Source organism: Streptomyces sp. NPDC046866, assembly GCF_040704625.1.
In the GTDB taxonomy this organism is placed as follows: Bacteria; Actinomycetota; Actinomycetes; order Streptomycetales; family Streptomycetaceae; genus Streptomyces.
In genome coordinates, this window is record NZ_JBEYXN010000012.1 from 178,902 (window position 1) to 198,827 (window position 19,926).

Consider the following 19,926-nt stretch of genomic DNA (forward strand, 5'->3'; position numbering starts at 1 on the left):
GCCGACCCCCGCCGGGCCCGGGTGCCGGGCCCGACGGGGGTCGGGTGCGGGTCGCGGGCGGCCGTCAGTGGGCCGCGGACTCCCAGTCGGGGCCGACGCCCACCGAGACGTCCAGCGGGGCGCGCAGTTCGACGGCGTGGGCCATCTCGTGGCGGACCAGCTCCTCCACCCGCTCGCGCTCGCCGGGGGCGATCTCCAGGACGATTTCGTCGTGGACCTGGAGCAGCATCCGCGAGGCCAGGCCGGCGTCGGCGATGGCCTTGTCGACGCGGAGCATGGCGACCTTGACGATGTCGGCGGCGGTGCCCTGGATCGGCGCGTTCAGCGCCATCCGCTCGGCGGCCTCACGGCGCTGGCGGTTGTCGCTGTTGAGGTCGGGCAGGTAGCGGCGGCGGCCGAAGATCGTCGCCGTGTACCCGGTGGCGCGGGCCTCGTCGACCACCCGCTGCAGGTAGTCGCGCACTCCGCCGAACCGCTCGAAGAAGGTCTCCATCAGGCCGCGCGCCTCGGCGGGCTCCACGCCCAGCTGCTGGGCGAGGCCGAAGGCGGAGAGCCCGTAGGCGAGCCCGTACGACATTGCCTTGATCTTGCGGCGCATCTCGGCGTCGACCTCGGAGCGCTCCACCGAGAACACCTGGGAGGCGACGGTGGTGTGCAGGTCCTCGCCGGAGGCGAAGGCCTCGATCAGGCCCTCGTCCTCGGAGAGGTGCGCCATGACGCGCAGCTCGATCTGGCTGTAGTCGGCGGTCATCAGCGACTCGTACCCCTCGCCGACGACGAAGCCGCGGCGGATGGCGCGGCCCTCGTCGGTGCGCACCGGCACGTTCTGCAGGTTGGGGTCGGTGGAGGACAGGCGGCCGGTCGCGGCGACGGTCTGGCTGAAGCTGGTGTGCACCCGGCCGTCGGCGGCGATCGTCTTGACCAGGCCCTCGACGGTGACGCGCAGCTTGGCCTGCTCCCGGTGGCGCAGCATGATCACCGGCAGTTCGTGGTCGGTCTGGGTCGCGAGCCAGGCCAGGGCGTCGGCGTCGGTGGTGTAGCCGGTCTTGGTCTTCTTCGTCTTCGGCAGGTCCAGCTCGCCGAAGAAGACCTCCTGGAGCTGCTTGGGCGAGCCGAGGTTGAACTCGTGGCCCACCGCCGCGTGCGCCTCCTTCACCGCCTGCTGCACGGCGCCCGCGAACTGCTGCTCCATGGCCTCCAGGTGGTCGCGGTCGGCACCGATGCCGGCCCGCTCCATCCGGGCCAGCAGCTCGGACGTCGGCAGCTCCATGTCGTGGAGCAGCTCGGCGGCGCCCACCTCGGCGAGCTTGCCGGTGAAGGCCTCGCCGAGGTCGAGGACGGCGCGGGCCTGCGCCATCAGCGCATCGGCCTCGGCGCTGTCGTCGGCGCCGAAGGCGAGCTGGCCGGCGGCGGCCGGCGGCTGCAGCTCACGGCCCAGGTACTCCACCGACAGCACGTCCAGGGCGAAGGAGCGGCGGCCCGGCTTGACCAGGTAGGCGGCGAGCGCGGTGTCCATGGTGACGCCGGCCAGGCTCCAGCCGTGCTCGGGGAAGACCCGCATCAGGCCCTTGGCGTTGTGCACGGTCTTGGGCCGGGCCGGGTCGGCGGCCCAGGCCGCGAAGGCCCTCTCGTCGGCCTCGTCCAGCTCGGACGGGTCGAACCAGGCGGCCGCCCCGCCGGCCGCGGCCAGTGCGACCTCGCTCACACTGCCCTGTCCCAGCGCCCAGCTGTCCACCGTGGAGACGCCGAGCGGGCCGCCCGCGTGGGCCTCCAGCCACGGCGCGAGCTCGCCCGCGCCCAGCACCGTGCCGTCGACCTCGACGCCGGCCGCCGGGGCCGGGGCCTGCTCCTGCTCCGCGCCCGGGTCCACCGCGAGCAGCCGCTCGCGCAGCGAGGCGTTGCGGATCTCCAGCACGTCCAGCACGCCCGTCAGCGCGGAGCGGTCGTACGGGGCGCGGACCAGGTCGGCGGGGGTCTTGGGCAGCTCGACGTCCTTGACCATCTCGGTCAGGACCCGGTTGAGCTTCACGGCCTCCAGGTGGTCGCGGAAGTTCTGCCCGGCCTTGCCCTTGACCTCCTCGGCCCGCTCCACCAGCTGCGCGAACGACCCGAACTGGGTGATCCACTTGGCGGCGGTCTTCTCGCCGACGCCCGGGATGCCGGGCAGGTTGTCGGACGGGTCGCCGCGCAGCGCCGCGAAGTCCGGGTACTGCTGCGGGGTCAGCCCGTACTTCTCCTCGACCTTCTCCGGCGTGAAGCGGGTCAGCTCCGAGACGCCCTTGGTCGGGTACAGCACGGTGGTGTGCTCGGAGACCAGCTGGAAGGAGTCCCGGTCCCCGGTGACGATGAGCACCTCGAAGCCGAGCGCCTCCGCCTGCGTGGCGAGCGTCGCGATCACGTCGTCGGCCTCGAAGCCGTCGACGGCGAACCGCGGCACGTTCATCGCGTCCAGGAGCTCGCCGATCAGCTCCACCTGCCCCTTGAACTCGTCGGGGGTCTTGGAGCGGTTCGCCTTGTACTCGGGGAACTCCGTCGAGCGCCACGTCTTGCGGGAGACGTCGAACGCCACCGCGAAGTGCGTGGGCGCCTCGTCGCGCAGCGTGTTCGCGAGCATGGACGCGAAGCCGTAGATCGCGTTCGTCGTCTGCCCGGAGGCCGTGGTGAAGTTCTCCGCGGGCAGCGCGAAGAACGCCCGGTACGCCAGGGAGTGCCCGTCCATGAGCATCAGGCGGGGGCGGTCCGCTGCGGTCGTCTGGTCGGTCTTCTTCGATGCGTTCTCTGCCACGCCCCCGATCCTAGGCGGCCCCGCCGACAATTCCGGCGTCGGCGATGTCCCGGCAGGCGTGACAGGATCGGACGCGTACGCGGATGCGCGCCGGCCCGGGCCGGCGCGCACTGTTTCGACTGCTCGAAGGGGAGCGACATGGCCACCAAGCCGCCCGCAGGTGATCCCGTCCAGGACGCGCCGCAGGTGACGCCTCCCCGGCATGCAGCCGCCGGCCTCCCGGCGATCAAGCACACCCTGCAGATCGCGCAGGCGCAGATGGGCCTGGCCCGCACCGCCCGCACCCTGCTCAAGGTCAACCAGAAGGACGGCTTCGACTGCCCCGGCTGCGCCTGGCCCGAGGGAGACAAGCGGCACACCGCCGAGTTCTGCGAGAACGGGGCGAAGGCCGTCGCCGAGGAGGCCACCCTGCGCCGCGTCACCCCGGACTTCTTCGCCGCGCACCCGGTGTCCGACCTGGCCGGACGCTCCGGGTACTGGCTCGGCCAGCAGGGCCGCATCACCCAGCCCATGTACCTGGCCGAGGGCGCCGAGCACTACGAGGCGGTCAGCTGGGAGCGGGCCTTCGCGATCATCGCCGAGGAGCTGCGCGCCCTGGCCTCCCCCGACGAGGCCCTCTTCTACACCTCGGGCCGCACCAGCAACGAGGCCGCGTTCCTCTTCCAGCTGTTCGCCCGCGAATTCGGCACCAACAACCTGCCCGACTGCTCCAACATGTGCCACGAGTCCTCCGGCTCGGCCCTGAACGAGACCATCGGCATCGGCAAGGGCAGCGTCACCCTGGAGGACCTCCACCAGGCCGACCTGATCATCGTCGCCGGGCAGAACCCGGGCACCAACCACCCGCGCATGCTCTCCGCCCTGGAGAAGGCCAAGGCGGGCGGAGCGAAGATCATCTCGGTGAATCCGCTGCCCGAGGCCGGCATGGAGCGGTTCAAGAACCCGCAGACCCCGCTCGGCATGCTCCGCGGCACCGCCCTCAACGACCTGTTCCTGCAGATCCGCATCGGCGGCGACCAGGCCCTCTTCCGCCTGCTGAACAAGCTGGTCATCGAGACCGAAGGCGCCCTCGACGAGGAGTTCATCGCCGAGCACACCCACGGCTTCGACGCCCTGCGCGCCGCCGCCGCCGAGGCCGACTGGCACGAGACCCTCACCGCCACCGGCCTGACCCGCCCCGAGATCGAGCGCGCCCTGGCCATGATCCTGGCCTCGAAGCGCACCATCGTCTGCTGGGCGATGGGCCTGACCCAGCACAAGCACGGCGTCGCCACCATCCGCGAGGTCGTCAACCTGCTCCTGCTGCGCGGCAACATCGGCCGCCCCGGCGCCGGCGTCTGCCCCGTGCGCGGCCACTCCAACGTCCAGGGCGACCGCACCATGGGCATCTTCGAGCGCCCCGCCCCCGCCTTCCTCGACGCCCTGGACCGCGAGTTCGGCATCACCTCGCCCCGCCACCACGGCTACGACGTGGTCCGCTCCATCGAGGCCCTGCGCGACGGCAGGGCCAAGGTCCTCTTCGCCATGGGCGGCAACTTCGTCGGCGCGACCCCCGACACCGAGGTCACCGAGGCCGCGATCCGCCGCGCCTCCCTGACGGTGCACGTCTCCACCAAGCTCAACCGCTCCCACGCGGTCACCGGCCGGCGCGCCCTGATCCTGCCGACCCTGGGGCGCACCGACAAGGACGTCCAGGCCACGGGCCGGCAGTTCGTCACCGTCGAGGACTCCATGGGCATGGTCCACGCCTCCCGCGGCAACCTCGCCCCCGCCTCCCCGCACCTGCTCTCCGAGCCGGCGATCGTGGCCCGCATGGCGCGCGCCGTCCTCGGCGAGGCCTCCGCCACCCCGTGGGAGGAGTTCGAGCGCGACTACGGCGCCATCCGCGACCGCATCGCCCGCGTCGTCCCCGGCTTCGAGGACTTCAACGCCCGCGCCGCCCGCCCCGAGGGCTTCCGCCTCCCGCACGCCCCGCGCGACGAGCGCCGCTTCCCCACCAAGACCGGCAAGGCGAACTTCACCGCCGCACCCGTGGAGTACCCCGAGCTCCCCGAGGGCCGGCTGCTGCTGCAGACCCTGCGCAGCCACGACCAGTACAACACCACCATCTACGGCCTCGACGACCGCTACCGCGGCATCACCGGCGGCCGCCGCGTCGTCCTGGTCCACCCCGAGGACGCGGCCCTGCTCGGGCTCGCCGACGGCGCGTACACCGACCTGGTCGGCGAGTGGAAGGACGGCGTCGAGCGGCGCGCCCCCGGCTTCCGCGTCGTGCACTACCCCACCGCCCGCGGCTGCGCCGCCGCCTACTACCCCGAGACCAACGTGCTGGTCCCGCTGGACTCCACCGCGGACACCAGCAACACCCCTGCGAGCAAGTCCGTCGTCGTGCGCTTCGAACCGGCCTGATAGAACGACATCAGGACAAGAAGGTTAACGAGCGTTGACGAACGGAGCCGGCCCATGGGCGAGCAGCACGCTGTGAAGTTCCCGCAGGAGGTCCTCGAGGAGTACGCGGCCCTGGGCATCGACCTGCCCGCGCTGTTCTCGGCGGGCCACCTCGGCGAGCGGATGGACATCCGCATCCTGGAGGCCTCCGCGGACCGGGTGGTCGGCACCATGCCGGTCGAGGGCAACACCCAGCCCTACGGACTGCTGCACGGCGGGGCCTCCGCCGTCCTGGCCGAGACGCTCGGCTCGGTCGGCGCGATGCTCCACGGCGGCATCGGCAAGATCGCCGTCGGCGTGGACCTCAACTGCACCCACCACCGCGGGGTCCGCTCCGGCCTGGTCACCGGCACCGCCACGCCCGTCCACCGCGGCCGCTCCACCGCCACGTACGAGATCGTCATCACGGACGAGCAGGACCGCCGGGTGTGCAGCGCCCGCCTGACCTGCCTGCTGCGCGACGGCGGCGCCGCGGCCCCGGCCTCCGGGGCCTGACCCGCCCGGCGCCCGGCACCCCGCCCCGCGCACCGTGCCCTCGGCACCGCCCTGGGCACCGCGCCCTGCGCGCCCACACGCCGCGCCCGCCGCAGTGCTCCGGCCGGACGCCCGCCCCGGCCCGCCCGGACCCGCAGGCCCGGACCCCGCCCCGCCGCCGCGGGCGGGGTCCGGGCCTGACGCGCTCCCCGCGCCGCGCCCCGGCCCGTGCGCAACCGCCCGGAATCCGCCAGTCCGCACCCGGTCCCGTCCCGGCCGTTGTGTCACCCAAGGTGACGGCCTACCGTCCCCGACATGGCTACGCAGTCACGCAGCACGGCCCGCCACGGCGCCGCCGCCCTCGTCGCGGCGCTCGCCCTGTCCGCAGGAACCTCCTGCACCGCACCCGCCCCCGGCTCTACCGCGGAAACGGCACCCAGCCCGTCCTCTCCTGCCCAGATATGCACGAATCTGGTCGCCTACTGGGCGAAAGAGACCCTGAAGGGCAGTAAGTGGGCCGGCCTCGACTGGGAGCAGAAGGGCATGTCGAACGAGCAGTACGCGATCCACGAGGACGCCGTCACCGCAGGCCGCGCGGAGGAGCGAACTCACGGGTTGGACAAGGCACTTGAGCTCGTGGACCGGTTCGTGGCGCAGCGCTGCGCCGAGCAGAACGGGGCCACCTGGAGCTCGGAGAACTGGCGGCCGCCGAGCCCGGCCGGGTGACCGGAATCCCGCGCGCCGTGTCCGCCTTCCGGGCACCGGGCGCGGCGGGGCACCCGCGCAGGTCGGGGGCGTTCCGGACCCGCCGGCCAAGATCCAATCGTACGAAGTGGATCAAGAAGCGTCTTTACCCTCAGTAATGCCCACGCCCCACAGAATCCCCTTTTTCCCGCGTGGAATGCCACCCGGGGGATTGTTTCGGACACGGGCTGCGACATTGGACCGGTTTTGATCGGTGACAGGAGCATGAGGCCCTCAAGCCCCTTAGAGATCCGGGGAATTCTCGCGATGTGGACGTTCTCCGACGTCGCCAAACGTCCGATCTGTCCGAACTCTCACGACGCATTCTTGTCTTTGGCATAACAAGACAGTCACATCCTCCTTTGCCCGCTCCCCGCGCTCGCCACCTCGGGCCTAGAGTCACGGCCAGTCACCGCGCCAATCGGCGCAACCCAGCACGGCCGTGGAACTCCCAGTGCGGCCCGGCGACCCATCGGCACCTCAACTGAGGCGGCCGCGCCAGGGAAAGGAAGAATCGTGCGACACCGTTCTCTGCTTGTCCTCACCACCGTGATCACCACGGGAGCACTGACCCTCACCGCCTGCGGATCGCGCGACGCGGGGAAGACCGGGGACAAGGCCGACGGTTCCAAGACCGTCGTCGTCATCGGCGTGGACGCCCCCCTGACCGGTTCCCTCTCGGCCCTCGGCCAGGGCATCAAGAACTCGGTCGACCTCGCGGCAAAGACCGCCAACAAGAACAATGAGGTCCCCGGCGTCGAATTCAAGGTCGAAGCGCTCGACGACCAGGCAGTTCCTGCGTCCGGACAGGCAAATGCCACCAAGCTCGTAGGCAACAAGGACGTTCTCGGCGTCGTCGGCCCCCTGAACTCCGGCGTCGCCCAGCAGATGCAGGGCGTCTTCGCCTCCGCCAACCTCGCGCAGGTCTCCCCCGCCAACACCAACCCCGCCCTCAGCCAGGGCGACAACTGGGGCAAGGGCGAGTTCAAGCGCCCCTTCAAGACCTACTTCCGCACCGCCGCCACCGACGTCGTCCAGGGCAAGTTCGCCGCCCAGTACCTCTTCAAGGACGCCGGCAAGAAGAAGGTCTTCGTCGTCGACGACAAGCAGACCTACGGCGCCGGCCTCGCCGGCATCTTCTCCGAGGAGTTCAAGAAGCTCGGCGGCGAGGTCGTCGGCACCGACCACGTCACCGTGAAGGAGACCGACTTCTCCTCCACCGCCGACAAGGTCAAGTCCTCCGGCGCCGACTCCGTCTACTTCGGCGGCCAGTACCCCGAGGGCGGCCTCCTCTCCGACCAGATCAAGAAGACCGGCGCCAACGTCCCGCTCTTCGGCGGCGACGGCATCTACGACCCCGCCTTCATCTCCGCCTCCGCCGAGGCCAACGACGGCGACCTCGCCACCTCCATCGGCGCCCCCGTCGAGAAGCTCGACACCGCCAAGAAGTTCATCGAGGACTACAAGGCCGGCGGCTACAAGGACCCCTACGCCGCCTACGGCGGTTACTCCTACGACGCCGGCTGGGCCGTCATCCAGGCCGTCAAGGCCGTCGTCGCCGCCAACGGCGGCAAGGTCCCGACCGACGCCCGCGCCAAGGTCGTCGACGCCCTCGGCAAGGTCTCCTTCGACGGCGTGACCGGCAAGGTCTCCTTCGACGAGAACGGCGACACCACCAACAAGCAGCTCACGGTCTACAAGGTCGAGGGCGGCAAGTGGATCGACGTCAAGAGCGACACCTTCAACCAGTAGTCGCCACGCCTGACGGCGGCCACACCTGACCCACCCCAAGAACCAAGCCGCGCGAGGGCGCAAACAGCGCCCTCGCGCGGACTCTTATCCGACACGCACATCGGAGGCCCTGCGGTGCACGAACTGCCGCAACAGCTGGCCAACGGCCTGTCCCTCGGTGCCCTTTACGGCCTCATCGCCATCGGGTACACCATGGTCTACGGCATAGTCCAGCTCATCAACTTCGCCCACGGCGAGATCTTCATGATCGGGGGCTTCGGCGCCCTCACCACCTACACCGCACTCCCGAGCGGAACCTCGCTCCTGGTGGCGATACCCCTCATGATCCTCGGAGGCGCACTCGCCTCCGTCGCCGTGGCGACCGCTGCCGAACGCTTCGCCTACCGCCCCCTGCGCAGCGCCCCCCGGCTGGCACCCCTCATCACCGCCATCGGCCTCTCGATCGCGCTCCAGCAACTCGTCTGGCAGTTCTACCCGAACGCCAAGAAGGCCGTGACCTTCCCCGAGTTCACCGGCAAGGCCTTCCAGATCACCGACAACCTCGCCATCCAGCGCTCGGACGCCTTCGTCCTGGCCCTGGCCCCCCTCTGCATGCTCGCCCTCGGCCTCTTCGTCGCCAAGAGCCGCAGCGGCCGCGCCATGCAGGCCACCGCCCAGGACCCCGACACCGCCAAGCTGATGGGCATCAACACCGACCGCATCATCGTCATGGCCTTCGCCATCGGTGCCGCGTTCGCCGCCGTCGCCGCCGTCGCCTACGGCCTCGACAAGGGCCAGATCAACTTCGAGATGGGCTTCATCCTCGGACTCAAGGCCTTCACCGCAGCCGTCCTCGGCGGCATCGGCAACATCTACGGAGCCATGGTCGGCGGCGTCGTCCTCGGCCTCGCCGAGTCCCTCTCGATCGCCTACATCGAGGACATCCCGGGCATGCAGCAGCTCGGCGGCGGCGCCTGGTCCAACGTCTGGGCCTTCGTACTCCTCATCGTCGTCCTCCTCGTGCGGCCGCAAGGCCTGCTCGGCGAACGCGTCGCGGATCGGGCGTGAGAACCATGACCACCAACGAAGCCACCCTGGAACCCGGCATCGCCGAGGAGACCGACAACAGCACCGCCATGCTGTACGCCATCACCGGCGGCTCGCTCCTCACCATCGTCAGCGCCTTCACCGCCTGGACCTGGACCGCCGCCTTCCCCGGCGACCTCACCATCTACGGCAACCCGGCGCCGCTCCAGCTCCTCAGCCTCTTCGGCGCCCTCCTCACCGGCCTGTACGCCCTCAGCGCCCTCGGCGTCAAGGGCCTCGGCTGGCTCGCCCCCAAGGGCACCCGCAACGCCCTGCGGTTCCTCGCCCTCGGTGCCGCCGCCACCACCTGGTTCACCGCCATCGCCATCTCGGTCGAACTCGGCGGCGTCGTCAACCTCGAACCCGGCGCCTACCTCGCCCTCGTCGGCTCCCTGATCCCGGCCGTCGCCGCGTTCAGGCTCCCCGACGACACCCGCAAGGCCACCGCCGCCCGGAAGCTGCCCTCCTGGGCCGAAATCCTGATCATCGTCGGCGTCTACGCCTTCGCCCTGTACGTGATCACCTTCGGCATCGACACCGACGACAAGGAACCCCAGCTCTTCATCGCGTACCTGATCACGGTCAGCCTCGCCGCCACCGGACTCCTCAAGTCCGGCGTCACCGACCGCTTCGCCGAGATCACCGCGAACAACCGCCAGGTCACGCTCATCGCGACCACGGCCGCCTTCATCGCCTTCCCCTTCATCCAGCAGAGCGGCGACACCTACACCCTCATCGCGGTCAACATCCTGATCTTCGCGACCGTCGCCCTCGGCCTCAACGTCGTCGTCGGCCTCGCCGGCCTCCTCGACCTCGGCTACGTCGCCTTCCTCGGCGTCGGCGCCTACACCGCCGCCCTGGTCTCCGGAAGCACCGCCTCCGCCTTCGGCCTCCACCTCCCCTTCTGGGCCGCGGTCATCGTCGGCGCCCTCGCCTCCCTGGTCTTCGGCGTCGTCATCGGCGCCCCGACCCTCCGCCTGCGCGGCGACTACCTCGCCATCGTCACCCTCGGCTTCGGAGAAATCTTCCGCATCGCCATGGGCAACCTCGACGGCACCTCCGGCCCCCAGGTCACCAACGGCCCCAACGGCATCCCGAACATCCCCCACCTCGAACTCTTCGGCTGGAACTTCGGCGAAGCCCACAACGTCCTCGGCATCACCCTCGGCGCCTACGCCAACTACTACCTCCTGATGCTGCTGGTCATGGCCCTGGTCATCCTGGTCTTCGCCCGCGCCGGCAACAGCCGCATCGGACGCGCCTGGGTCGCCATCCGCGAGGACGAGACCGCCGCCGAAGCCATGGGCATCAACGGCTTCCGCGTCAAGCTCATCGCCTTCGCCCTCGGCGCCACCCTCGCCGGCCTCGCCGGCACCGTCCAGGCCCACGTCAACACCACCGTCGTCCCCGAGAACTACGTCTTCGCCGGACCCGTCCCGCCGAACTCCGCGTTCCTCCTCGCCGCCGTCATCCTCGGCGGCATGGGCACCATCCGCGGCCCCATCCTCGGCTCGGCGCTCCTCTTCCTCATCCCCGCGAAGCTCCAGTTCCTCCAGGACTACCAGCTCCTCGGCTTCGGCATCGCCCTCATCCTGCTCATGCGCCTGCGCCCCGAAGGCCTCATCGCCGACAAGCGTGCACAGCTCGAGTTCCACGACGAAACCGCTGACCAGGCCCCCACCGACCTGGCCACCGCCAAGGCGGGTGCGTGAACACCATGACCACCAGCACCGACACCACCACCAAGCCCGCCGCCACCCCGGCCGGCGAAACCGTCCTCGAAGCCAAGGGCGTCACCATGCGCTTCGGCGGCCTCACCGCCGTCAAGGGCGTCGACCTCCACGTCAACTCGGGCGAGATCGTCGGACTCATCGGCCCCAACGGCGCCGGCAAGACCACCTTCTTCAACTGCCTGACCGGCCTGTACGTCCCCACCGAGGGCACCGTCAGCTACAAGGGCACCGTCCTGCCGCCCAAGCCCCACCTCGTCACCAAGGCAGGCATCGCCCGCACCTTCCAGAACATCCGGCTCTTCGCCAACATGACGGTGATGGAGAACGTCCTCGTCGGACGCCACACCCGCACCAAGGAAGGCCTCTGGTCCGCCCTCCTGCGCGGCCCCGGCTTCAAGAAGGCCGAAGCCGCCTCCGAAGCCCGCGCCATGGAACTCCTCGAGTTCATCGGCCTGGAGCACAAGGCCCAGCACCTCGCGAAGAACCTCCCCTACGGCGAACAGCGCAAGCTGGAAATCGCCCGCGCCCTCGCGAGCGACCCCGGCCTGCTGCTCCTCGACGAGCCCACCGCCGGCATGAACCCGCAGGAAACCCGCGCGGCCGAGGAGCTCATCTTCGCCATCCGCGACATGGGCATCGCCGTCCTCGTCATCGAGCACGACATGCGCTTCATCTTCAACCTCTGCGACCGCGTCGCCTGCCTCGTCCAGGGCGAGAAGCTCATCGAGGGCACCGCCGGCGAGGTCCAGGGCGACGAGCGCGTCATCGCCGCCTACCTCGGCGAGCCCTTCGAAGGCGACCCGGGCGCGGCGGAGGCCGCGGATGTCGAGGCCGCCGAGGCCGCCGCCGCCGAGGCCGATGCGGAGCCCGCCGAGGCCGACGACACCCCCGACGCCGACGCCCCGAAGGCCGACGCCCCCGAGGCTGCCGCCCCCGAGGCCGACGCCCCGGAGGCGGCAGCCGCGGACGCGGACGCCACCGGCGCCGAGGCCGACACCGCGGCCGCGGACGCCGAGGCCGCGGACGCCGAGGCCGCGGACGCCGAGGCCACCGACGCCGAGGCCACCGACGCCGACCCCGAGGCCACCGAGGCCGCGGACACGGCACCGGCGGACAGCACCACCAGCAAGGACGGAGAAGCCAAGTGACCGCACTCCTCGAGGTCAACGACCTCAAGGTCGCCTACGGCAAGATCGAGGCCGTCAAGGGCATCTCCTTCACCGTCGAAGAAGGCCAGATCGTCTGCCTCGTCGGCACCAACGGCGCCGGCAAGACCACCACCCTGCGCACGCTCTCCGGACTCATCAAGCCCCGCTCCGGAAGCATCACCTTCGACGGCCAGCCCCTCGGCACCGTGCCCGCGCACAAGATCGTCTCCCTGGGCCTCGCCCACTCCCCCGAGGGACGCCACATCTTCCCCCGGCTGACGATCGCCGAGAACCTCCAGCTCGGAGCCTTCCTGCGCTCCGACAAGGACGGCATCGAGAAGGACATCCAGCGCGCCTACGAGCTCTTCCCCATCCTGGGCGAACGCCGCAAGCAGGCCGCGGGCACCCTCTCGGGCGGCGAGCAGCAGATGCTCGCCATGGGCCGGGCCCTCATGTCCCAGCCCAAGCTGCTCATGCTGGACGAGCCCTCCATGGGCCTGTCCCCGCTGATGATGCAGAAGATCATGTCCACCATCGCCGAGCTCAAGTCCACGGGCATGACCATCCTGCTCGTCGAGCAGAACGCCCAGGCGGCGCTCTCGCTGGCCGACCAGGCCCACGTGATGGAGATCGGCAAGATCGTGCTCTCCGGCACCGGCCGGGACCTCCTCCACAACGAGGACGTCCGCAAGGCCTACCTCGGCGAGGACTGACCCTCCCGAACGCCACGAGGCCCGCCACCGAACCGGTGGCGGGCCTCACGCGTACCTCGGACGCATCGGACGCCGGAAAGGGGCAGCTACCCCTTGGCGGCGTTCTTCTTCTCCTCGGCGTCCTCGATGACCGCCTCGGCGACCTGCTGCATCGACATGCGGCGGTCCATCGACGTCTTCTGGATCCAGCGGAACGCCGCCGGCTCCGTCAGCCCGTACTGCGTCTGCAGGATGCTCTTGGCCCGGTCCACCAGCTTGCGCGTCTCCAGGCGCTGCGAGAGGTCCGCGACCTCCTTCTCCAGCGCCCGCAGCTCCGCGAAGCGGGACACGGCCATCTCGATGGCCGGCACCACGTCGCTCTTGCTGAACGGCTTCACCAGGTACGCCATGGCCCCGGCATCCCGGGCCCGCTCGACCAGGTCGCGCTGCGAGAACGCGGTGAGCATCAGCACCGGGGCGATGGACTCCTCCGCGATCTTCTCCGCGGCCGAGATGCCGTCGAGCACGGGCATCTTCACGTCCAGGATCACCAGATCGGGCCGGTGCTCGCGGGCCAGCTCGACGGCGCTCTGCCCGTCCCCGGCCTCGCCGACCACGGAGTAGCCCTCCTCCTCGAGCATCTCTTTGAGGTCGAGACGGATGAGCGCCTCGTCCTCGGCGATGACGACGCGGGTCGTCAGCGGCGGAACGTGCGACTGGTCGGCGTCGGGCATGGGCGTCGACTCGTGCTCGGCGGTCACGGGTGCTCCTTCTTGCGGGGCATAACAAGCTCCCCCGAGCCTACCTAGCTACGGTATGGTGGTGTCCCGTAGGGCTCCCCCAAGCCTTCGTTTCTTAGGCCCCAGTACTCCAACTGGTTAGAGAGGCCGCTCTCAAACAGCGGACAGTGTGGGTTCGAATCCCACCTGGGGCACTTTTCTTAGATTCCATGGTCACGCGATATCGCGTGACCATCACTCGTTTCGGGGGAAGTCCGGGAAAAATCGGCAAGTCGCCCCCTCACCTGATCCAATCTCGCGCGCATGTACGACATGGCAACACGGCGCCGGGCCTTGGACCTGGTCAGACAAGGCCGCAGCTTGAACTCGGTCAGCCTCGAGACCGGAATATCGCGGTCCGCACTCCGTGCGTGGCAGGCGCGGATCGAACCGTCGCCCCGCATGAAGGCCGGCTCCTCCTGCGCGGGCCCGGCGGATCCGCTGGCCTACGCCTACTTGCTGGGCCTCTACCTGGGCGACGGCTGCATCAGCGCGCACCCGCGAGGCGGCCACCTCCTACGGATCGCCTGCGCCGACGAATGGCCCGGACTGATCGAGCAGTGCCGCGCGGCGATAACGGCGGTACGGCCGCAGGAGAAGGTCTACCTACTGCAGCGCCAGGGCTGCGTGGCCGTCACCAGCTACGGGCGGCACTGGCCCTGCCTGTTCCCCCAGCACGGGCCGGGCAAGAAGCACGAGCGCCGCATCGCGCTCGAACCCTGGCAGCAGGAGATCGTCGACGCGCACCCCTGGGAGTTCGTCCGGGGGCTGATCCACTCGGACGGTTGCCGGATCACCAACTGGTCCACTCGCACCGTCGGCGGGGTCAAGAAGCGCTACGAGTACCCCCGGTACTTCTTCACCAACAAGTCGGCCGACATCACCGGCCTGCTGACCTCCACCCTGGACCGCCTCGGCGTTGCCTGGACCCAGGCCAACCGTCAGAACACCTCGGTCGCCCGAAAGGAATCCGTGGCATTGATGGATCTCCACGTAGGGCCTAAGTACTAGGGGAGCACATGGGACAACACAGTCTGTCGGTGCGGGAATCGGCCATCACCCTGCTGCGCGGCGGCACGCCGAATGCAGAGGTGGCTGCCGCCTCGGGGTTCCGGTGGGGACGATCGGCTACTGGAAGCACATGGGACCGGGCCAAGCGCGGCGAGTGCCCACTAGGCGGCCGGCGGAGTCAGGGGCGGGCGTAGGAGCCGAGGCCGATCAGGCAGTAGACGTATTCGTTGATGGGGACGCCGTTGCGGGTGTAGCGGTGGGAGAAGGCGTACTGGGTGTCCTGGTTGGCGTTGCAGCGGTTCATGTCCGAGGTGAAGGAGAAGCGCTGGATGACGCGGTAGTGGGCGTCCGAGGCGGAGCAGGGGACTTCCTTCACGCCGGTGACGCGGGTGGCGGTGGTGGAGTCGGGGAGGGTGCCGTTGAGGCAGGTGCCCTCGTCGTAGGGGCTGGGTTCGGGGGCGGCGGTGGTGGGGTCGAGGTTGAGGTCCAGGGAGGGGAGGGGGGCCGGGGAGTAGGAGAAGGTGGGGATGGCGGTGGGGCGCTTGTGGTCATCGTCGTCGTTGTTACTGAGGGCGACGATGCCGGCGATGACGGCGATGGCTATGACCAGGCCGAGGAGGCAGCCGAGGGGGTTGGTCTTGGTGGGGGCCGGGTTGGGGGCGCCGGACACCCGGACGCGGAGGAGGACTTCGCGGTCGCCGATGCGGGCGCGGACGAGGTCGCCGTTGCGGGCGGGCGGGATGCGCAGGGTGGCGTTGGTGCCGTCGGGGAGGGGGAGGGTGATGACGACGCCGGTGGCGGCTTGTTGGGGGGTGAGGGATATCGGGGTTTCCGGCGGGTTCTGCGGTCCGTCAGGTCCCTGGCCCTGCGTTTCGTGCGACGACACCGGCTGCTCCAAGTGGGGTGGGGTGGGGCGGGTGTTTCGGGCTCGGCTCCCTGGATTGTGCCGTGGGGCGGGAGGGTGACGCAGGTATTCCGGTCCGGTGCACCGGCGGTGCACGACGGCGCCCCCGGCCGGTGTGTGGTCCGGGCGGGGGCGTGCTGTGCGCTGCGGGGTGGTGCGGGGGGGGTCGGTCAGCGGACCGCGTCGCCGATGTGGTGGACGCGGACGAGGTTGGTGGAGCCGGTGACTCCGGGCGGGGAGCCGGCGGTGATGACGACGACGTCGCCGGGGACGCAGCGGCCGATCCGCAGGAGTTCTTCCTCGACTTGGGCGACCATGGCGTCGGTGGAGTCGACGTGGGGTCCGAGGAAGGTTTCCACGCCCCAGGTGAGGTTGAGCTGGGAGCGGGTGGCGGGGTCGGGGGTGAAGGCGAGGAGGGGGATGGGTGAGCGGTAGCGGGAGAGCCGGCGGACGGTGTCGCCGCTCTGGGTGAAGGCGACGAGGAATTTGGCTCCGAGGAAGTCGCCCATTTCGGCGGCGGCGCGGGCGACGGCTCCGCCTTGGGTGCGGGGCTTGCTGCGTTCGGTGAGCGGGGGGAGGCCCTTGGCGAGGATGTCCTCTTCGGCGGCTTCGACGATGCGGGACATGGTTTTGACGGTGTCGACGGGGTATTTGCCGACGCTGGTTTCGCCGGAGAGCATGACGGCGTCGGTGCCGTCGATGACGGCGTTGGCGACGTCGGAGGCTTCGGCGCGGGTGGGGCGGGAGTTGTCGATCATCGAGTCGAGCATCTGGGTGGCGACGATGACCGGTTTGGCGTTGCGCTTGGCGAGTTTGATGGCGCGCTTTTGGACGATGGGGACCTGTTCGAGTGGCATTTCGACGCCGAGGTCGCCGCGGGCGACCATGATGCCGTCGAATGCGGCGACGATGTCGTCGATGTTCTCGACGGCCTGGGGTTTTTCGACCTTGGCGATGACGGGGAGGCGGCGGCCTTCCTCGTCCATGATGCGGTGGACGTCGTCGATGTCGCGGCCGCTGCGGACGAAGGAGAGGGCGATGACGTCGGCTCCGGTGCGCAGGGCCCAGCGGAGGTCGTCGATGTCCTTGTCGGAGAGGGCGGGGACGGAGACGGCGACTCCGGGGAGGTTGAGTCCCTTGTGGTCGGAGACCATGCCGCCTTCGATGACGCGGGTGTGGACGCGGGGGCCGTCGACGGCGGTGACTTCGAGGGTGACGCGGCCGTCGTCGACGAGGATGCGTTCGCCGGTGGTGACGTCGGCGGCGAGGCCCTTGTAGGTGGTGCCGCAGGTGTGGCGGTCGCCCGGGGCGTCTTCGACGGTGATGGTGAAGGTGTCGCCGCGTTCAAGGAGTACGGGGCCTTCGGTGAAGCGGCCGAGGCGGATCTTCGGGCCTTGAAGGTCGGCGAGGACGCCGACGCTGCGGCCGGTCTCGTCGGAGGCCTTGCGCACGCGCTGGTAGCGCTCCTCGTGTTCGGCGTAGGTGCCGTGGCTGAGGTTGAGGCGGGCGATGTCCATTCCGGCTTCGACCAGGGCTTTGATCTGGTCGTATGAGTCGGTTGCGGGGCCCAGGGTGCATACGATTTTTGCTCGGCGCATGGGGCGAGCGTATGCCCCTACCGATGGGTAGGTAATTGCTTCCGAGTGTCCTCTCAACAACCTTTGAGCGAAGGCTTGTTGACAATTGTTGAATGTGCGTGGGGGTGCTCCGATGAGCACCCCCACGGGTGGTTCAGAGCTGGGGCGGCGTCATGGTGAAGCGGGCGTTGACCTGGGCGAAAACGGTCTGCCGCTGGGGTTCGAGGTCGAGGGGCGGGGCGGCGGATTCGGCGTCGCCGGCGAAGGCCATGGAGCGCATGCCGCCGCCTCCGGGCCGCCCGGCGTAGGGGGTGGCGTTCTCGGCGCCGATGTCGGCGAGCTCGACGAGGGCGGCGAGTTCGGCCCCGAGGGCGGCGGCGTATTCGCGGGCGCGCTGGACGGCTTCGAGGACGGCCTGGCGGCGGGCTTCACCGTGGGCGGGCGAGGTGGGGCGCAGGGCCCACCAGGGGCCGTCGACGCTGGTGAGGTCGAGGTCGGCGAGGCGGGTGGTGAGTTCGCCGAGGGCGGTGAAGTCGCTGAGTTCGGCGGTGACGTGGACGCGGCCGTGGTAGGCGCGGATGCGTTCGGCGCGGCCGTGGCGGGTGAGTTCGGGGGTGATGGAGAAGGCGCCGGTCTCGAGTTTTTCGATGGCTTCGCCGTAGCTCTTGACGAGTTCGAGGACGGTGGTGTTGCGGCGGGTGAGGTCCTCGAGGGCGGTGCGGCGGTCGGTGCCGCGGGCGCTGACGGTGATGCCGATGCGGGCGATTTCGGGCTCGACTTCGAGGCGGGCCTCGCCGCGGACGGAGACGCGGGGCACCTCGGGGGTGCCGTAGGGCTGGTGGGGTGCGTCCTGGGTGGTCATGGGTTCACTGTCGCACTGCTGCGCGCTGCGGTGTGGTCATCGTTTCGAAACCTGGGTGGGGGTGTTGCCGCTTGTTACCCATCGGTCAGAATCTACGCGCGTTGTAACGGCTTCAACAGGGGAGATGTACATGGGGTTCGACCGCAGGACGTTTCTGGGCACCACGGCGGCCACCGGCGCGGCCGTGGCTCTGGCGGGGGCCGCGGCCGCCCCGGCCGCGGCGGCTGATGCACCTGCCGCTTCTGCTTCCGGCACCGGTTCCAGGGCGCCGCGGACGTACGCGTTCACGGTGATGGGGACGACCGATCTGCACGGGAACGTCTTCAACTGGGATTACTTCACGGACAAGGAGTTCGACGACAAGGCGCACAACGACGTCGGCCTGGCGAAGATCTCGACGCTGGTGGAGCGGGTGCGGGCGGAGAAGGGGCGCTGCAACACCCTGCTCATCGATGCGGGCGACACCATCCAGGGCACGCAGTTGTCGTACTACTACGCGAAGGTCGACCCGATCACGGCGCGGCGCGGTCCGGTGCACCCGATGGCGCAGGCGATGAACGCGATCGGCTATGACGCGGCGGCGCTCGGGAACCACGAGTTCAACTACGGCATCCCGGTGCTGCGCAAGTTCCAGGAGCAGTGCCGTTTCCCGCTGCTGGGGGCGAACGCGCTGGACGCGAAGACGCTGCAGCCGGCGTTCCCGCCGTACAGCATGCACCGGCTGCGCACGCCGCACGGGCCGGACGTGAAGGTGGCGGTGCTGGGGCTGACGAACCCGGGTATCGCGATCTGGGACAAGGCGAACGTGCAGGGGAAGATGACGTTCCCGGGGCTGGAGGAGCAGGCGGCGAAGTACGTGCCGCGGCTGCGGTCGATGGGCGCGGACGTGGTGATCGTGTCGGCGCACTCGGGGTCGAGCGGCACGTCGTCGTACGGTGACCAGCTGCCGTACATCGAGAACGCGGCGGGTCTGGTGGCGGAGCAGGTGCCGGGGATCGACGCGATCCTGGTGGGGCACGCGCACACGGAGATCCCGGAGTACCGGGTGAAGAACAAGGCGACCGGCAAGGACGTGGTGCTGTCGGAGCCGCTGAAGTGGGGTCAGCGGCTGACGCTGTTCGACTTCGAGCTGACGTGGGAGAAGGGCCGCTGGTCGGTGGCGAAGGTGTCGGCGCAGGTGTTGAACTCCAACACGGTGGACGAGGACCCGAAGATCGTGCGGCTGCTGTCGGACGAGCACCGCAAGGTGGTGGCGTACGTCAACCAGGTGATCGGCAGCTCCACGCAGGCCATGTCGTCGGCGGACGGTCCGGTGAAGGACGTGGCGATCATCGACCTGATCAACCACGTGCAGGCGGAGACGGTGAAGGGGGCGCTGGCCGGTACGGAGTGGGCGGCGCTGCCGGTGCTGTCGCAGGCGTCGTGCTTCTCGCGTACGGCTGCCATTCCGGCGGGGCAGGTGACGATCAAGGACGCGGCGGGCCTGTACCCGTTCGAGAACACCCTTGAGGCGCGGCTGCTGACGGGGGCGCAGCTGAAAGACTACCTGGAGTATTCGGCGAAGTACTTCGTGCAGACGGCTCCGGGTGAGGTGGTGGATCCGGCGAAGATCACGAATGCGGAGGCGACTCCGGACTACAACTACGACGCGGTGTACGGGCTGTCGTACGACATCGACATCGCGCAGCCGAAGGGTTCGCGGATCTCGGGGCTGTCGTTCCGGGGCAAGCCGGTGGATCCGGCGGCGCGGTTCGTGCTGGCGGTGAACAACTACCGGGCGTCGGGTGGCGGGGCGTTCCCGCACGTGGCGCAGGCGAAGCAGCTGTGGGCGAACTCGGACGAGATCCGGAACACGATCATCCAGTGGGTGAAGGCGAAGGGGACGATCGACCCGGCGCAGTTCGCTTCGGTGGACTGGCGTCTGACGCGGGCCGGGGTGCCGGTGTTCTAGT

15 protein-coding genes, 1 tRNA gene and 1 pseudogene are annotated in these 19,926 nt (G+C 69.8%); 12 read left to right on the forward strand and 5 right to left on the reverse strand.

The genetic code is table 11. The features are described from left to right. Positions 1-64: 64 nt before the first annotated feature. Positions 65-2,785, reverse strand: coding sequence for a DNA polymerase I (polA, locus tag AB0953_RS19745; protein WP_366860775.1), 2,721 nt, complete (start codon positions 2,783-2,785; stop codon positions 65-67). 138 nt (positions 2,786-2,923) lie between these two features. Here polA and AB0953_RS19750 point away from each other — a divergent pair, with 138 nt between their 5' ends. The 8 genes from AB0953_RS19750 (at position 2,924) to AB0953_RS19785 (ending at position 12,862) form a co-directional block, all read left to right on the forward strand. Next, positions 2,924-5,194 (forward strand): FdhF/YdeP family oxidoreductase, encoded by a 2,271-nt coding sequence (locus tag AB0953_RS19750; RefSeq protein ID WP_366860776.1) that lies wholly within the window; start codon positions 2,924-2,926, stop codon positions 5,192-5,194. Between the two features lie 54 nt (positions 5,195-5,248). Further along, a complete protein-coding gene (locus tag AB0953_RS19755; RefSeq protein WP_366860777.1) occupies positions 5,249-5,728 on the forward strand; it encodes a hotdog fold thioesterase in 480 nt (159 codons plus the stop codon). Positions 5,729-6,022: 294 nt separating this feature from the next. Next, positions 6,023-6,433, forward strand: coding sequence for a hypothetical protein (locus AB0953_RS19760; RefSeq protein ID WP_366860778.1), 411 nt, complete (start codon positions 6,023-6,025; stop codon positions 6,431-6,433). Positions 6,434-6,967: 534 nt separating this feature from the next. Next, positions 6,968-8,203 carry a branched-chain amino acid ABC transporter substrate-binding protein gene (locus AB0953_RS19765; RefSeq protein ID WP_366860779.1) on the forward strand — a complete coding sequence of 412 codons (1,236 nt, stop codon included), beginning with the start codon at positions 6,968-6,970 and terminating at the stop codon, positions 8,201-8,203. A 114-nt stretch (positions 8,204-8,317) separates the two neighbouring features. Then, positions 8,318-9,250 carry a branched-chain amino acid ABC transporter permease gene (locus AB0953_RS19770; RefSeq protein ID WP_366860780.1) on the forward strand — a complete coding sequence of 311 codons (933 nt, stop codon included), beginning with the start codon at positions 8,318-8,320 and terminating at the stop codon, positions 9,248-9,250. 68 nt (positions 9,251-9,318) lie between these two features. Beyond that, positions 9,319-10,980 carry a branched-chain amino acid ABC transporter permease gene (locus AB0953_RS19775; RefSeq protein ID WP_366860807.1) on the forward strand — a complete coding sequence of 554 codons (1,662 nt, stop codon included), beginning with the start codon at positions 9,319-9,321 and terminating at the stop codon, positions 10,978-10,980. A gap of 5 nt (positions 10,981-10,985) precedes the next feature. Continuing rightward, positions 10,986-12,149 (forward strand): ABC transporter ATP-binding protein, encoded by a 1,164-nt coding sequence (locus AB0953_RS19780; RefSeq protein ID WP_366860808.1) that lies wholly within the window; start codon positions 10,986-10,988, stop codon positions 12,147-12,149. After that, complete coding sequence (locus AB0953_RS19785; RefSeq protein WP_366860781.1) at positions 12,146-12,862, forward strand: ABC transporter ATP-binding protein; 717 nt, start codon at positions 12,146-12,148, stop codon at positions 12,860-12,862. Before AB0953_RS19780 ends, AB0953_RS19785 begins: the two co-directional genes overlap by 4 nt. An 86-nt stretch (positions 12,863-12,948) precedes the next feature. Here the strand turns inward: AB0953_RS19785 and AB0953_RS19790 are convergent, their stop codons facing one another. Next, positions 12,949-13,575: a response regulator gene (locus tag AB0953_RS19790; RefSeq protein ID WP_362178859.1), complete on the reverse strand. Its 627-nt coding sequence runs from the start codon at positions 13,573-13,575 to the stop codon at positions 12,949-12,951. Positions 13,576-13,700: 125 nt separating this feature from the next. Between AB0953_RS19790 and AB0953_RS19795 the strand changes: the two genes are divergently transcribed. From AB0953_RS19795 to AB0953_RS19805, 3 genes and pseudogenes are all read left to right on the forward strand, one after another. Next, positions 13,701-13,775, forward strand: a tRNA-Leu gene (locus tag AB0953_RS19795). A gap of 109 nt (positions 13,776-13,884) precedes the next feature. After that, positions 13,885-14,631, forward strand: coding sequence for a transcriptional regulator (locus AB0953_RS19800; protein WP_366860782.1), 747 nt, complete (start codon positions 13,885-13,887; stop codon positions 14,629-14,631). A gap of 8 nt (positions 14,632-14,639) precedes the next feature. Continuing rightward, a pseudogene (locus AB0953_RS19805) lies at positions 14,640-14,761 on the forward strand (helix-turn-helix domain-containing protein); the annotation flags it as partial. Between the two features lie 48 nt (positions 14,762-14,809). Here AB0953_RS19805 and AB0953_RS19810 read toward each other — a convergent pair. The 3 genes from AB0953_RS19810 to AB0953_RS19820 form a co-directional block, all read right to left on the reverse strand. Then, positions 14,810-15,517, reverse strand: coding sequence for a hypothetical protein (locus AB0953_RS19810; protein WP_366860783.1), 708 nt, complete (start codon positions 15,515-15,517; stop codon positions 14,810-14,812). A 188-nt stretch (positions 15,518-15,705) separates the two neighbouring features. After that, the gene (pyk, locus tag AB0953_RS19815; RefSeq protein WP_366860784.1) at positions 15,706-17,133 is read right to left on the reverse strand and encodes a pyruvate kinase; all 1,428 of its coding nucleotides are present in this window, start codon (positions 17,131-17,133) and stop codon (positions 15,706-15,708) included. A 133-nt stretch (positions 17,134-17,266) separates the two neighbouring features. Further along, the gene (locus AB0953_RS19820) at positions 17,267-17,974 is read right to left on the reverse strand and encodes an SIMPL domain-containing protein (RefSeq protein ID WP_366860785.1); all 708 of its coding nucleotides are present in this window, start codon (positions 17,972-17,974) and stop codon (positions 17,267-17,269) included. Positions 17,975-18,104: 130 nt separating this feature from the next. On the opposite strand from AB0953_RS19820, the gene AB0953_RS19825 reads away from it, so the two are divergent. Continuing rightward, positions 18,105-19,925, forward strand: coding sequence for a 5'-nucleotidase C-terminal domain-containing protein (locus tag AB0953_RS19825; RefSeq protein ID WP_366860809.1), 1,821 nt, complete (start codon positions 18,105-18,107; stop codon positions 19,923-19,925). Position 19,926: the final 1 nt, after the last annotated feature.